Genomic DNA, 13,708 nt, shown 5'->3' on the forward strand with positions numbered 1-13,708 from the left:
AACTGAAAACTTCTATATAATCTCTTTTCTCGGTTGCGGCTGTAGCTCAGTTGGATAGAGTACTTGGCTACGAACCAAGGGGTCGTGGGTTCGAATCCTGCCAGCCGCGCCAACCTATACGAGAAAAGGGCTTCCAGAAATGGAGGCCCTTTTTTCATTTGCGCATTCGACGCAATCTTCATCTTCTCCTCCAGTATTTCCCAGGCTCTCGCGCCTATCCTTTCTCCAGTGGTGGATCTTCGAATCGGAATGCGTCGCGGCGGACCGGTTCCAGTTTCATATCGTCAGGACCTTCGAGGGAGGCGGCATATGCAGCAGCAAGCAGAAGAGTGGCGAGTGGAGGGTTATCGCGGCATGGATGCGTATGTGCTGGTGACGGAAGGCGCCGGTGCTGCAGGCAAGCGCTGCTGGGGCTATGAGGCACGCGTAGGTCAGGAAGGGATGGATCCCTCAGACGCCGGCGATACCGAACTCCTGTCAAGTGCTCCATCCTTCGTCACGCGCCATGCGGCGGAGGTTGCCGCATTCAGCGCGGCATATGCCCTGATCGACAAGTTGATTGGGCCGGTGCGCTGAGTCCGGCAGCAGCGGGTCAGCCATTGCGATACACGCAATGGCGCATATCAAGCCGAATCCGGCATCGTTTGATCGCGATCATTTTTGCTTCCGGGGATGACTCCTAGCCTGAATGTGAGGCGCGCCAGTACGTGCGCGTCAGCAGCAGAGAAGGGAGTTCACCATGCCCGAGTACGATGGGTTCAAGATCATCTACGAGGTCGTTGCCTTGCCGAAGGGCAAGTGGGCCATCATGATCGAGATCATTCGCCGTGAGGATGGCGAAGTGCTGATGGCATTGCACAACCCGTTCCCGCGCCAGCCGTTCGATACCAGGCTGGAAGCGCTGGATAACGTGAATCGCTATGTCGGTGCCACGATCGATGAATTCGAGGCCGCATCGCGTGCGAGCCGCGCCGCATAGGTGCACCTGGGAGGTGATGCTGGTGCAGTTCGCGCGGCCATTCTTAAAATTGGTGCAAGAAAGGCTTGCGATGCTCGTGCAACTACGTCATAATCTCTTTCTTCAGGCGCGGGGTGGAGCAGTCTGGCAGCTCGTCGGGCTCATAACCCGAAGGTCGCAGGTTCAAATCCTGCCCCCGCAACCAAGACCTTTATGTCTTGGGTCTAAGTCCTCAAGTTGTTCATCGGCCGTCCGGCCAACGTTTCCCAGTTATACGAATTGAAGTTGAGTGCGCGTAAGCGCGGCACTTTTTCATGCGCCGTGTTCGCATGCGCTGCGTAGAAGCTTGTGTCGTGCCTGTGTGTCGGAAGAGAGCTAGTGGCCTAGCCCTGAATCAGCGAAACAGCCATGGCGAAGGTATCGCGTACTTGAGGTTGATCCTCGCGATCAGCGGCGTCGATGCGATCTCTCAATCGCGACGTCAGCACGTCAAGGTTGCCGCCGGAGCAATGTCGCTTTGCCTCGCGCATGAGCTGCGTGAGTTCCTGGCCAACATCCGCTCCATCGAACGCACTGACGGACAGCGCCGAGATGCGCTCGAGGTAGTTGTTGACCAGCGCTTCGTCATGCTTCGGTTCAGGCATGGCCACTCCTTGTCGAGCGATTGAGAAACGTCTGGGCGCCGGTCAACGTGTTACCGGTCGCGCAGCAGATGCTCCGGTATCGTGGCGCGTCGGCGCACGGGTCTCAGCGCACGGTTCGGCCACAGTACATAGTTGGTGTGCGGGTCCATGGGCTTGCCGAAGTAGGAGACCCATACCTGCACACCTTGTTCGGTTTCGGCAACGATCGCAGCGACCGCGCGGGCCGCAGCGGAGGGGGACTTAAGCAGGTCCGACAGCGCTTCGACGCCTTGGACCACGTGATGCTTGACCCCTTTGAACCACACGTATTGACGCATGGCAGCAAGAAAACTTTTGGTCATGAAATTCTGATGTTCTCGTTGGCAATGCGAAACTCAGACCACAGCTTACACGGATAGTTGTGACAGATTTGTAGGGCCCCGTCTGATTTTCTGCGGGTGGTCAAGGGAATGTGACGCCAGGGCACTTTCACGCAGGCTGTACCCGGAGTGCGGCGCCAAATTGACAAGCTGTCGGCGTTCGCTTAGCGTGGTTGCATATGCTGCACAAATCAGAAATGTCGTAACGCTCAGACATGGAGGATGTGTGGAAAACGTGGCAGAAGTCGAAGAACGCCGCGCGCGCGGCAAGGCCCTGCGGCAGAAAGTGCAGCGACGTGATCACGCAGTGATTGGCAACGTCGACCGCGATCCGATTTCGCTGCTGGAAGAGAGTAGCGCCGGTCGCGTCTCTCGCCTCATCCCGCTGCGTTACGGGCGAATGATCGCTTCGCCATTCACGTTCTATCGCGGTAGCGCAATCATCCAGGCACACGATCTGGCCGGAACGCCGAACTCATCGCTCACGATGCAGATCTGCGGCGACTGCCACCTGATGAATTTTGGCGGCTTCGCCACGCCCGAGCGCGCGCTACTGTTCGACGTCAATGACTTTGACGAAACCAGCCCGGGACCATGGGAGTGGGACCTGAAGCGCCTGGCCGCAAGTTTTGTCGTTGCCGCACGCCATCTTCGCCACGGCGCCACTGCCGCCGACAACATGGTCTACCAGGTCGCCAACAGCTACCGTGACCGTATGGCCGAGTATGCGGAGATGGCCATTCTCGATACCTGGTACGACCGCATTACCTTCGAGCGCCTGCTCGAGTCCGCAGTCAACCCGGAAGTGCAGAAGCGCATCCGGCGCGCGATGGAGAGGGCCGCGGCGCGAACCCATGAATCGCTGTTGCCAAAGCTTACCGAACACGATGGGGACCGCTGGCGCATTCTCGATGCGCCGCCTGCGGTGTTCCATGTCCATGGCGCGCAAACGCTGTTCGAGACCGACGATGACTGGCTCAGCATCGACGATCCGTCCAAACTGATCGACCAATCCTTCAGCGACTACAAGTCGACGCTTGCGGCCGACCGGCGCCGGCTGCTCGACCATTTCAAGCTGCAGGACATGGCTTTCAAAGTGGTCGGCGTTGGCAGCGTCGGCACGCGCTGCCTGATCCTGTTGCTGATCGATGGCCACGGCAAGCCGTTGTTCCTGCAGGTCAAGGAGGCTACCAAGTCGGTGGTCGCGCGCTACTTCAAGTCGGCGGCTGTGTCGCACGAAGGCCGCCGCGTCGTGGACGGGCAGCGTCTGATGCAGGCGGCCAGTGACCTGTTTCTCGGTTGGTCGAAGGGGCCGTTCGGGCGCCATTTCTACATCCGCCAGTTGCGCGACATGAAGTTCTCGGTCGATATCGAACTCATGGACGCCGATCTGCTGGCGACCTACGGCCAGGTGTGCGGCTGGGTGCTGGCGCGCGCCCATGCCAAGGCCAGCGGACACGCCGCCGAGATCAGCGGGTATCTCGGCGCCAGCGACCGCATGGCCGAGTCCCTGATCGCCTATTCGAATGCTTACGCCGATCAGGTGGAACGGGATTACGATCTGTTCGTGAAGGCCTGTCGCTCCGGGCGCCTTGAAGCACGTACGGATGTTGATATGGCTGCAGATTTCCGCGTGTGACGATCGCTTGTCAGAGGAGGTTGCCGATGACCGAACAGATGCTGCTGCAACTGATGGTGGAGGTGGAGAAGGCCGATCCCATCGACTACGCAAACCTGCCGTTCGACGATGAAGCCCTGCGGGCGATGGCCTGCAAACTGATCGCCGAGCGTTCCACCGAACTCGAGACTTCCGGCATGTCGCATGAGGCGCTGCTGGCCACGCTTTGGGCGTCCACCGCCAAGCTCGTGCTCGAGAACATCGTGCTCAATGCCAGGCTGCTTACCCTGCAGGGCAAGTCGGATGACGCGCGAGTGCTGATCGACAGGATCTCCCGCCAGTCGCGAGGCAAGTCCTGAGTGCCGTGGGCAGGCAAAATGCCGCTTGAATCACACGAGTGCGCCCGGATCGCCGATTCGCTAAAATAGCGCGTTTCCCGCCCGGCACTCGGGCGGCGTCTGTCCTGGAGGATTTCGGGTGATCAAGTGGATTATCGTCGCGGCCTATCTGGGTGCCATCCTGTATGTGCACTTCCGCGGCAAGGTACGTCTGCCTTTTATGCGCCAGTTGCTGGATCATTCAGCGCTTGTCGCGCCTTTTAACTGCTTCATGTACATCTTCTCCGGAGTGCCGCGCACGCCGTACATTCCGGTCGAGCGGTTTCCCGATCTGGAGAAGATCCGTTCGGCCTGGCCGCAGATTCGTGACGAAGGCCTGGCGCTGATCGCGATGCGAAAGATCAAGGCCGCCGACAAGAACGATGACGCCGGATTCAATTCGTTCTTCAAGTACGGCTGGAAGCGCTTCTACCTGAAGTGGTACGAAGCGCAGCACCCGTCGGCGGAAGTGCTTTGCCCCAACACGGTCGCACTGCTGCGCGATATGCCATCGGTCAAGGCCGCGATGTTTGCCGAACTGCCGCCCGGCGGCAAGCTCAATCCGCACCGTGATCCGTTCGCTGGATCGCTGCGTTATCACCTGGGCCTGGCCACGCCGAATGACGATCGCTGCTTCATCGAGGTAGATGGCGAGCGGCATAGCTGGCGTGACGGGCAGGGTGTGGTGTTCGACGAAACGTACCTGCACTGGGCCGAGAACAAGAGCGAGACCGATCGCCTGATCCTGTTCTGCGATATCGAGCGGCCGATGCGCTACCGCTGGGCTGCCGCGGTCAACCATTGGTTGGGGCGCAAGGTGATGACCGCCGCCAGTTCGCCGAATGACGAAAACGACCAGACCGGCATGATCAACAAGCTGTTCCGCTTTGTCTGGCTCGGCGGTCAGTACCGTCGCCGCTTCAAGGCCTGGAACAAGAACCTGTACTACGTGACCAAGTTTGGCCTGATCATCGGTGGCGTGGCGTTGATCGTGTTTATCTGAGTGACGTGCGTCGCCGCAAACGAAAATGAAAAAGCCGGCTTAGCCGGCTTTTTTCGTACTCAGTCGTTCTGCGTCGCGCGTTCGTTGCCCAGCGCCTCGTAGTAGGCGCGCTTGGCGTCGTACATCCGTCTGTCCGCAGTTTTCACGGCATCGGTCAGGCGGTCTCCCTGCATGCAGGTGGCCGACCCGATCGAGAATGAAAGCCGCGCCCCGGGATAGAACTGGTTGTTGAGGACGACCACCTCTTCGATCTGCTCCACCACCGTCGCTGCACCCCGTTCGTCGCGTCCGGGAAGCAGCACCATGAACTCGTCGCCACCGGTGCGCGCAATGCATGCCTGTTCGCCCACGGCTTTCTTCAGCACTTCGCCAGTGCGGCGTAGCAGGCCATCGCCGTCCCCGTGGCCGAACTGATCGTTCACGGCCTTCAGTCCATTCAGGTCCACCGCGATCACGCTGACCGGCCACGGCCCCTTGCGGCCCAGCCGCGCCAGTTCATCCTCGTAGTACGCGCGGTTGTAGAGTTTGGTAAGCACATCGTGCTTGCCGAGGAACTCGACGTAGGCTTCGGCCTTCTTGCGTGCCGTGATGTCGGTCAGCGACACCAGCACCTGGTCCCAGTCAGCCTCTCGCCCCGGAAATACCGACCACTGCATGAACACGTCCACCGGGCGGCCGTCCAGCGCGTAGTTGATGACTTCGCGTTGCTGCCACAGCTTTTCATGCCAGAGGTCGACCAGTTGCTCGGCAAAGTGGATGCGCATGTCGTCGCGAAACACGTCGCCGAGTCGCGAAAGCAGGATTTCCTTGCTGGGTGCGCCGAACATCGCCAGCGTCTGCTGGTTGACGTCGAGCACGCGGATCTCCTGCATGCAGCGCGAGACGAAATCGGGGTGCACGTTCAGGAACGTGCGGAAATCCGTGATCCCTGCCGCGCGGACTTCGTCGAGCAGCATCTTGACCACGCTGAAATCTTCCACCCAGAGCGATACCGGCGAATGCTCGAACAGGCCCACGGCGTACTGCTGGGCCCGGCGCAGGTCACGTTCATTGCGCACGCGGGCCGTGATGTCCTCGATCGACAGCAGCACACGCGACCAGTCGTCCTCGTGCCCAGGCATGACGCGGGCCTCCAGACGGATGTCGAGCCGTTCGCCGTCGAGCGTGTAGTTGACGGTCTGGCTCGAGAAACGATTGTCGCCGTCCCACAGTTGTCCGAGTTCCTCGACGTGTTGATCGAACATGTCGTCGCGAAACACGGTGTGGAGGTTGGCAACCAGCGTATCCAGATCGACGGCGCGGAAGAGGTCCAGCGTCCGGCGGTTGACGTCGAGCACGCGAATTAGAGAAGAGCACCGTGCCACTTCCGAGGGGTTGTCGCGCAGGTGGCGGCGCAGATTGGTGACGCCATCGGCCCGCAACTGCGTGAAGGCCTGCCGCACCGCGCTAAAATCCTCCAGCCACAGCGAAACGGGCGCTAGCTGGAACAGCGTTCGATAGTCATCGTCGAGCCGCGAAGCGGCGGGTCCTTGCGCCAATTTTTTCTCCCCATTTTTTGTGTTCGGCGTATCGCGCAATAGGATAGGCGAGCGTGCCCGAATCGGGGAAGAAATCTCGCAAGAACGATGCTGGCGTTGGCATCGGCGCCACGTTCAGGCGGCCATGCGCCGAACCACGCCCGCCACGGTATCGAGCGCGCGCTCGATTTCCGGAGATCGAGGAATGCCGCAGTTCAGCCGCAGGTAGTGATTGAAGCGATTCGAGTTCGAGAACATGGCGCCCGGCATCACCCGGATGCCCTCGGCCAGCGCCTGTTCGAAGACCGCTTCCGACGAGATCGACTGGGGCATTTCCACCCAGAGATGCAGCCCACCGCGCGGCAGCGTCAGGCGGGTGCCTGACGGGAAGGTGGTCGCGATTCTCTGGGCCATCCATTCGCGCTGGGTTCGCAACTGGGTGCGCAGGCGACGCAGGTGACGCTCGAATGCCCCCGTGCCCATGAACTCGGCCACGGCGATCTGCGTCAGCATCTCGTTCGGGCGCGACAGGCCGAACTTGAGCATCTCCACGCGCGCCTGCCACTTGCCCGCCGTGATCCAGCCGAGCCGCATTCCGGGCGCCAGGATCTTATGGAGCGACCCGCAGTAGATCACGGAGCCCGTGGTGTCCCATGCCTTGGCGGCCGTCAGCGGCACTTCGTCGTCGAAGGTGGCCGAGCAGCAGTCGTCTTCGATCAGCGTGAGACCGCGTGTGGCGCACCAGTTCACCAAGCGCTGTTTGTGCGTGTCCGGCATGACGCAGCCGAGCGGATTCTGCAGGTTCGGCACCACGCAGACGGCCTTGATGTTGTCGTAGGTCTGGGCAGCCAGATCCAGCGCTTCGAGCGACATGCCGGTCTGCGGGCTGCAAGGAATCTCGAGCGCACGCATTCCCAGGCTTTCGAGAATCTGCAGCAGGCCGTAGTACGTCGGTGATTCCACGGCGATGACATCGCCCGGGTTCGCCACGGCCCGCAGGGCCAGCGTCAGCGCTTCGGTGCAGCCGTGTGTGACCACGATGTCCTCGGGCGCGACGTTGATCCGCGCGCGCAACGCGTGCCTGGCCAATGCCGCGCGAAACGCGGGGTGGCCGTCGAAGTCGACCGAACTGCCAAAGAGCATTGGGTATCGCCGCAGTGCCCGCGTGGCGGCATTGCGCAATGCGGCCGCCGGATACAGCTCCGGCGCCCCGCAGGCACCGCCGAAGTTGATCCGGTAATGCTGGCCGCGCGCCAGGATTGCGGAGATGCGCTGGTGGATGCCGACGTACTGCGCGGGATCCGGCAATCCGGTGGCCGGTTCTTCGATCGGGGCCAGCGAGGGCCGCGCAGGAGCACGCACGAAATAGCCCGAGCGCGGCCGCGCTTCGAGCAGGCCGGCCGCCTCAAGCTCGCGGCAGGCCTGGAGCGCCGTGGACAGGCTCACGTCGTGCAGCCCCATCAGCGAACGCACGGACGGCATCCGGTCACCCGGCGCCAGCGTGCCCACCGAAATCGCCTGCCGATAATGGCCAGCCACCTGCTGGTAGAGCGGGGCGGAGGATTGAGGCGATGCGGCGGGGGCAGGGCTGGCGGCGAGGTTGGCGGCGAGGTTGGCGGCGAGGTTGGCGTTCATGGGGGCATCTTCGCGCGATGGGGTGAAGTGGAACAGATACAGATGCGGTGTCTCTGTATCGTAACAGGGCGCAAGTTTGACATCTGTTCTGGTTGCGCTTGCGATGGCTTGTGCCTGTTGGCAAGGCGGGCGGCTCGGTAGCCTTGTTTGCATGATTTTGCGACCCAGGAGCCACGCCATGTCATTCATCAAGCCCGCCGAACCGACCGAACCGACCGAATTTCCCGGACCCGTTTCCCGCACCATCCGGCTGGCTGCCGGCCAGTGCTTTTTCGAGCACCTGCCAGCCGGCACGATCGTGCACGTCGAGGGCGGGTGCATTGTCGTGACCACCGCGCCGTGCTGGCTGGCCAGCGATATCGGCCAGGCCGCGTACACGCTGCATTCCGGGGGCGTGCAAGTGATCCAAGTCACAGGTTGGACCTGCTTGGCCGCGAAGGGGCCCGCGCACTGTCGAATCATGGTGCCGGCGCCGCGCCCAGGATGGTGGCGGCTGATAAAATCCCGCTTCGGCCGTTCTGGCTTCCTGCTGGGTAACTCCCGGCCACCAGACATCAAGGCCACAGAACCATCGGTACCCCATGCTACGTCTCAGTGAAGTCAAACTCCCGCTCGACCATACCGAAAGCGACCTGGATGCCGCCGTGCGCAGCCATCTCGCGCAGATCGGCGTCAAGGGCGACGGGCTCATCGGTTTTACCGTCTTTCGCCGCGCGCATGACGCGCGTAAGCGCGACGATATCAAGCTGACCTACATCATCGATATCGAGGTAAAGGACGAGGCCGCCGCCCTGAAGCGGATGGCTCGCAAACCGAACTGGAGCGTGACGCCGGACATGGCCTACCACTTCGTTGCCCGCGCACCCGAGGGCGGGCCGAAGTCGCGACCGGTGGTGATTGGCCTGGGCCCATGCGGCCTGCTTGCCGGCCTGATCCTGGCGCAGATGGGCTTCCGCCCGATCATTCTCGAGCGCGGCAAGGAAGTACGCGAGCGAACCAAGGACACGTTCGGACTCTGGCGCAAGAGCGTGCTGAACCCCGAGTCGAACGTGCAGTTCGGCGAAGGCGGCGCGGGCACGTTCTCCGACGGCAAGCTCTACAGCCAGATCAAGGATCCGAAGCACTACGGCCGCAAGGTGCTCAACGAGTTCGTGCGTGCCGGCGCGCCGGAGGACATCCTGTACAAGGCGCGGCCGCACATCGGCACGTTCCGGCTGGTGAGCATGGTCGAGAAGATGCGCGCGGAGATGCTGTCGCTGGGCGCGGAGATCCGCTTCGAGACGCGCGTGGACGATGTCGATATTGACAACGGCCAGGTGCGCGGGCTGAAACTGTCCACTGGCGACTATCTGCCTTGTGACCACGTCATCCTGGCTGTGGGCCACAGCGCGCGCGACACGTTCGAGATGCTGCATGAGCGTGGCGTCTTCATGGAGGCCAAGCCGTTCTCGCTGGGCTTCCGCATCGAGCATCCGCAAGGCTTGATCAACCGCAGCCGCTTCGGCAAGTTCGCCGGTAACAAGCTGCTGGGCGCTGCCGACTACAAGGTGGTTCACCACGCCAGCAATGGCCGCGCGGTGTACAGCTTCTGCATGTGCCCGGGCGGCACCGTGGTGGCCGCCGCGTCCGAGCCGGGCCGGCTCGTGACCAACGGGATGAGCCAGTACTATCGCGCCGAGCGCAATGCCAATGCCGGTATCGTCGTAGGGATCACGCCCGACGAGGACTTCCCGGGTGGCCCGCTGGCCGGGATCGCATTCCAGCGCAAGTGGGAAGAGCGCGCGTTCGCGCTGGGCGGCAGCGACTATCGCGCGCCGGGGCAACTGGTTGGCGACTTCATCGCCGGGCGTGCCTCGACGGCGCTCGGCTCGGTGGAGCCGTCGTACAAACCGGGTGTGACCCCGACCGACCTGAGCACGGCGCTGCCAGACTATGTCATCGACGCGATCCGCGAGGCGCTGCCCGAGATCGACAAGAAGATCGCAGGGTTTGCGATGCACGATGCGGTGCTGACCGGCGTGGAGACGCGCACGTCTTCTCCGCTGCGGATTCGCCGTGATCGGGAGAACTATCAGAGCATCAACGTGAAGGGGCTCTATCCCGCCGGCGAAGGTGCCGGTTATGCCGGGGGAATCTACTCGGCGGCGATCGACGGCATCGAAGTCGCCGAGGCCGTGGCTTTGAGCATCGCGAACGCATGAGCGTGAACACGACCGATCAGGCCAGGCCGGCGAATCCTGCCGATAACGATGGCATCATCGAGAACGTGCGCCACTGGTTGGCGCGCGCGGTGATCGGCCTGAACCTCTGCCCGTTTGCCAAGAGCGTGTACGTCAAGGATCAGGTCCGCTACGTGATCAGCGACGCGACGCGCGACGAGGACGTGCTGGACGATCTCGAGCGCGAGCTACGCCTGCTGGAAACGTCCGATCCGGAACAGATCGACACGATTCTGCTGATCATGCCGCACGCGTTGGGCGACTTCCTGGCCTACAACGACTTCCTGTATTTCGCCGATCGCCTGCTGCGTAGCCTGAAGCTCGAGGGTACGTTGCAGATTGCGAGTTTCCATCCGCACTACCAGTTCGAAGGCACCGAGCCCGACGACATCGAGAACTTCACGAATCGCGCGCCATATCCGATCCTGCATCTGCTCCGTGAAGACAGCATCGCGCGTGCTGCCGAAGCGTTCCCGGAGGCGGAGGACATCTACGAGCGCAATATGGAAACGATGCGCCGGCTCGGCCATGCAGGCTGGCTCGAATGGATGGCTGGCAAAAGCGATCTCTGACTTGATCTCGGGCGCGGTCTCCGATGCGTCCTCCGGCCGTGGTCCGGATCAGGGCGTGGTGAAGAATCGCTCGTTCAGTTCTTCCAGGCCGAGCGATTCCAGCACATTGTGCAAGCGCTCCGCGGGACGGCGGCGCGGCAAATCCTTGTACTGGGCGATGATCAGTTCGTTCTTCATCGAGTGTTCCCAGCCCACCAGCTCCGTCACGCTGACCTGGTAGCCGTGCGCTTCAAGCTGCAGGCAGCGCAGCACGTTGGTGACCTGGCTGCCGAACTCTCGCGTGTGCAGTGGGTGGCGCCAGATTTCCGTCAGCGGATTGCCGGCCAGCAACTTGCCTTTGTGCTTGCGCAGCACGCTCGCGACCTCGGCCTGGCAGCAGGGCACCAGCACGATGTGCCGCGCCTGCTTGGCCAGCGCGAAGTGGATCGCATCGTCAGTGGCCGTATTGCACGCGTGCAGGGCCGTCACGACGTCGATGGTCTGCGGCAATGCGGGCGACGTGATCGAATCGGCCACGGAGAGGTTCAGGAACGACATCCCACCGAAGCCCAGGCGGCTGGCCAGCGCCTTCGAGCTGGTCACCAGTTCTTCGCGGGTCTCGATGCCGTAGATGTGTGAGCTGTCCTTCAGGTCCTTGAAAAAGAGATCGAAGAGGATGAACCCGAGATACGACTTGCCCGCGCCGTGGTCCACCAACGAGACCGTGCCTTTTTCGTCCTTTACCTCGCGCAGCAGTGGCTCGATGAACTGGTACAGGTGATAGACCTGCTTGAGCTTGCGGCGGCTGTCCTGATTCATCTTGCCGTCACGCGTCAGGATGTGGAGTTCCTTGAGCAGTTCGATTGACTGGCCGGGACGGACTTCGTAGGTGCTGGACATCGGGGTGGTGCCTTGGGGCGGGGACATCGGAGGGCGCTAGTTTACCGAAATTGCGCACCCCCTACTTTTGTGGGCTCAAGTTCACACCGCCGGCGCCGTTGAACATGGATCGACGACAAGCACAGTTGGCGACGGATTCGGTGGGTCTTTGCGGAAAGTCCCCGGGCGATGGGCCCAGGCCGGCTGTTGCGACATGCAGCATAGAGGCGGGGACACATGACAGCCGACGCGGGGTTGCGCCTGGAACTCAGCCAGCCTGGGAGCCAGGTCAGGGCTTGCTTTACACCGGACGCGGGCCACTTGCCGCCCGATCGCGCCAGTCTGGACGCTTCCCTGGAAGCTTGCCTGGCCGAGCACGGCTGGCAGGGCGCGCGGCTGGACGCCGCTGCCGTGAGGGGCTTCCTGACGCAATGCCAACTGACCGATCGCGAGATTGACGCAGTGATCGGCAGCGTTCTGGATGGCGAATTCGAACTCGAAATCACGGCCGACAAGCTGCGGCTGTTGCTGACGCTGGTGAGCCCGGAAGGCGGCCGGCCAATCACGGCCGAAGAGATTGCCGCCGCCGCGGCTTCGATGGGGGTGGTGGCCTTGCTCGACAGCGCGGCGATCGGCGTTGCGCTGGAGGCCGGTAGCTGCGAGGGGCGCGAGATTGCGCGCGGCGTGGCGCCCCTGCAGGGCGAGACAGCACGCTTCGAGAGCCTCGTCCAGCCCCGCAGGCCTGTCCTGGCGGAGAACGAGGACGAGCGTGTCGACCTGCGCGATCTCGGTAGTCTCCTGCTCGTCAACCCGGGTACCGCGCTGATGCGCCGCACGCCGGCCAGATCGGGCAAGGACGGCATGGATGTGCTTGGCAAGCCGATTCCGGCCGACCCTGTGGTGGATACGCCCTACGCGTCCGATCTGACCGGCGTGGCAACCGATCCGAATGATCCACTGCTGTTGATCGCCGTGATCGCAGGCTCGCCCCGGGTGTTGCCACATGGTGTGATCGTCAGTCCGGTGGTCGACGTCGATGCCGTCGACCTGCATTCCGGCAACGTCAATTTCGATGGCTCGCTCCGCGTGTCGGGCGATATCCGCACCGGCATGTCGGTACGTGTCACCGGTGATGTGGTTGTGCAGGGGACGATCGAAGCCGCCAGCGTGCAGGCCGGCGGCGATGTGATCGTCAAGGGCGGCATCATCGGCAAGGCAGAAACCGCGAGCGGTGGCGCCCCGAGTGAGATTGCCAGCGTGCGCAGCAAGGGCTCCGTTCATGCGCGCTTCATCCAGAATGCGATCGTCGAGGCGGTGGCCGAGGTAATCGTGGAGAGCGGGATTCGGCAGAGCGACGTCTCCGCGGGCGAACGGGTGGTGGTTGGCGCGCCGACCGCGCCAGGCAGCATCAGCGGCGGGCGTACGCGGGCGATGCAGAGTGTCAGCACTGGGACCCTGGGCGCGCCGGCGGGTACCGCCACGACGGTGCAGGTCGGACTCAACCCGCTTGCCGACGAGCAGAAGGCGGAGCTGGAAGTCCGGCGCGGCAAGATCGTCGAGGAGCAGTGCAAACTCCAGCAACTTGTGGCGTTCTTTGCCAAGCACCCCGAACGCGCCACGGGGGACATTCGCGAGAAGGCGCGTGCCACGATGTACAGGATCAATCGCGACCTGTTCGAACTCGACGCGGAGATCGCCCACCTGGCCGAGCAGATGAAGCCGTCCGAGCAGGCGGAGATCGCGGTGGGCCGGCATATCCACGGCGGCGTGACGCTGCAGGTCGGCCACAAGGCGCTCAAAGTCATGGAAGACAAGCCGGGCGGCCAGATACGCGTGGTGGACGACCGCATCGCCGTGAACTGACGCGGGTGGCGCACCTCCCGTTCTTGTTTCCAAACGGACGCAGCGCGTTACGGGGAACGTGACACGTTACGCGAGTCGTAACGTC

14 protein-coding genes and 2 tRNA genes are annotated in these 13,708 nt (G+C 62.7%); 11 read left to right on the plus strand and 5 right to left on the minus strand.

What is annotated here, in order from left to right; translation table 11 throughout:
- The first annotated feature begins 35 nt into the window (after positions 1–35).
- The 4 genes from RMET_RS04320 to RMET_RS04335 all read left to right on the plus strand — a co-directional run bounded on the left by RMET_RS04320 (position 36) and on the right by RMET_RS04335 (position 1,163).
- Positions 36–112, plus strand: a tRNA-Arg gene (locus RMET_RS04320).
- A gap of 197 nt (positions 113–309) precedes the next feature.
- A complete protein-coding gene (locus RMET_RS04325; RefSeq protein WP_029308275.1) occupies positions 310–576 on the plus strand; it encodes a hypothetical protein in 267 nt (88 codons plus the stop codon).
- A gap of 163 nt (positions 577–739) precedes the next feature.
- On the plus strand, positions 740–979 hold the full coding sequence (locus tag RMET_RS04330; protein ID WP_011515688.1) for a hypothetical protein: 240 nt from the start codon (positions 740–742) through the stop codon (positions 977–979).
- 107 nt (positions 980–1,086) lie between these two features.
- Positions 1,087–1,163, plus strand: a tRNA-Met gene (locus RMET_RS04335).
- Positions 1,164–1,341: 178 nt separating this feature from the next.
- Here RMET_RS04335 and RMET_RS04340 read toward each other — a convergent pair.
- On the minus strand, positions 1,342–1,602 hold the full coding sequence (locus tag RMET_RS04340; protein WP_011515689.1) for a hypothetical protein: 261 nt from the start codon (positions 1,600–1,602) through the stop codon (positions 1,342–1,344).
- A gap of 50 nt (positions 1,603–1,652) precedes the next feature.
- The gene (locus RMET_RS04345) at positions 1,653–1,943 is read right to left on the minus strand and encodes a hypothetical protein (protein ID WP_011515690.1); all 291 of its coding nucleotides are present in this window, start codon (positions 1,941–1,943) and stop codon (positions 1,653–1,655) included.
- Positions 1,944–2,187: 244 nt separating this feature from the next.
- Here RMET_RS04345 and RMET_RS04350 point away from each other — a divergent pair, with 244 nt between their 5' ends.
- The 3 genes from RMET_RS04350 (at position 2,188) to lpxO (ending at position 4,959) form a co-directional block, all read left to right on the plus strand.
- A complete protein-coding gene (locus RMET_RS04350) occupies positions 2,188–3,600 on the plus strand; it encodes a DUF2252 domain-containing protein (RefSeq protein ID WP_008649736.1) in 1,413 nt (470 codons plus the stop codon).
- A gap of 26 nt (positions 3,601–3,626) precedes the next feature.
- Positions 3,627–3,938: a hypothetical protein gene (locus RMET_RS04355; protein WP_008649737.1), complete on the plus strand. Its 312-nt coding sequence runs from the start codon at positions 3,627–3,629 to the stop codon at positions 3,936–3,938.
- Between the two features lie 118 nt (positions 3,939–4,056).
- Positions 4,057–4,959: a lipid A hydroxylase LpxO gene (lpxO, locus tag RMET_RS04360; protein ID WP_011515693.1), complete on the plus strand. Its 903-nt coding sequence runs from the start codon at positions 4,057–4,059 to the stop codon at positions 4,957–4,959.
- A gap of 59 nt (positions 4,960–5,018) precedes the next feature.
- Here lpxO and RMET_RS04365 read toward each other — a convergent pair whose 3' ends face one another.
- Both RMET_RS04365 and RMET_RS04370 read right to left on the minus strand, forming a co-directional pair.
- Positions 5,019–6,497: a sensor domain-containing diguanylate cyclase gene (locus RMET_RS04365; RefSeq protein ID WP_011515694.1), complete on the minus strand. Its 1,479-nt coding sequence runs from the start codon at positions 6,495–6,497 to the stop codon at positions 5,019–5,021.
- Positions 6,498–6,611: 114 nt separating this feature from the next.
- Entirely contained in the window at positions 6,612–8,111 is a 1,500-nt protein-coding gene (locus RMET_RS04370; protein WP_231138495.1) for an aminotransferase-like domain-containing protein, read from the minus strand.
- 178 nt (positions 8,112–8,289) lie between these two features.
- Between RMET_RS04370 and RMET_RS32035 the strand changes: the two genes are divergently transcribed.
- Genes RMET_RS32035 through RMET_RS04385 form a run of 3 tightly spaced genes read left to right on the plus strand, consistent with a single transcriptional unit; the run spans position 8,290 to position 10,902 of the window.
- A complete protein-coding gene (locus tag RMET_RS32035) occupies positions 8,290–8,709 on the plus strand; it encodes a hypothetical protein (protein WP_029309924.1) in 420 nt (139 codons plus the stop codon).
- Positions 8,693–10,312: an NAD(P)/FAD-dependent oxidoreductase gene (locus RMET_RS04380; protein ID WP_011515696.1), complete on the plus strand. Its 1,620-nt coding sequence runs from the start codon at positions 8,693–8,695 to the stop codon at positions 10,310–10,312. Before RMET_RS32035 ends, RMET_RS04380 begins: the two co-directional genes overlap by 17 nt.
- Positions 10,309–10,902 (plus strand): DUF1415 domain-containing protein, encoded by a 594-nt coding sequence (locus RMET_RS04385; RefSeq protein ID WP_011515697.1) that lies wholly within the window; start codon positions 10,309–10,311, stop codon positions 10,900–10,902. Before RMET_RS04380 ends, RMET_RS04385 begins: the two co-directional genes overlap by 4 nt.
- 48 nt (positions 10,903–10,950) lie before the next feature.
- Here the strand turns inward: RMET_RS04385 and RMET_RS04390 are convergent, their stop codons facing one another.
- Entirely contained in the window at positions 10,951–11,781 is an 831-nt protein-coding gene (locus RMET_RS04390; protein ID WP_029308270.1) for a class I SAM-dependent methyltransferase, read from the minus strand.
- Positions 11,782–11,997: 216 nt separating this feature from the next.
- Here RMET_RS04390 and RMET_RS04395 point away from each other — a divergent pair, with 216 nt between their 5' ends.
- The gene (locus RMET_RS04395) at positions 11,998–13,623 is read left to right on the plus strand and encodes a DUF342 domain-containing protein (protein WP_011515699.1); all 1,626 of its coding nucleotides are present in this window, start codon (positions 11,998–12,000) and stop codon (positions 13,621–13,623) included.
- The last annotated feature ends 85 nt before the right edge of the window (positions 13,624–13,708 follow it).

Source organism: Cupriavidus metallidurans CH34 (assembly GCF_000196015.1).
GTDB classification, from domain to species: domain Bacteria; phylum Pseudomonadota; class Gammaproteobacteria; order Burkholderiales; family Burkholderiaceae; genus Cupriavidus; species Cupriavidus metallidurans.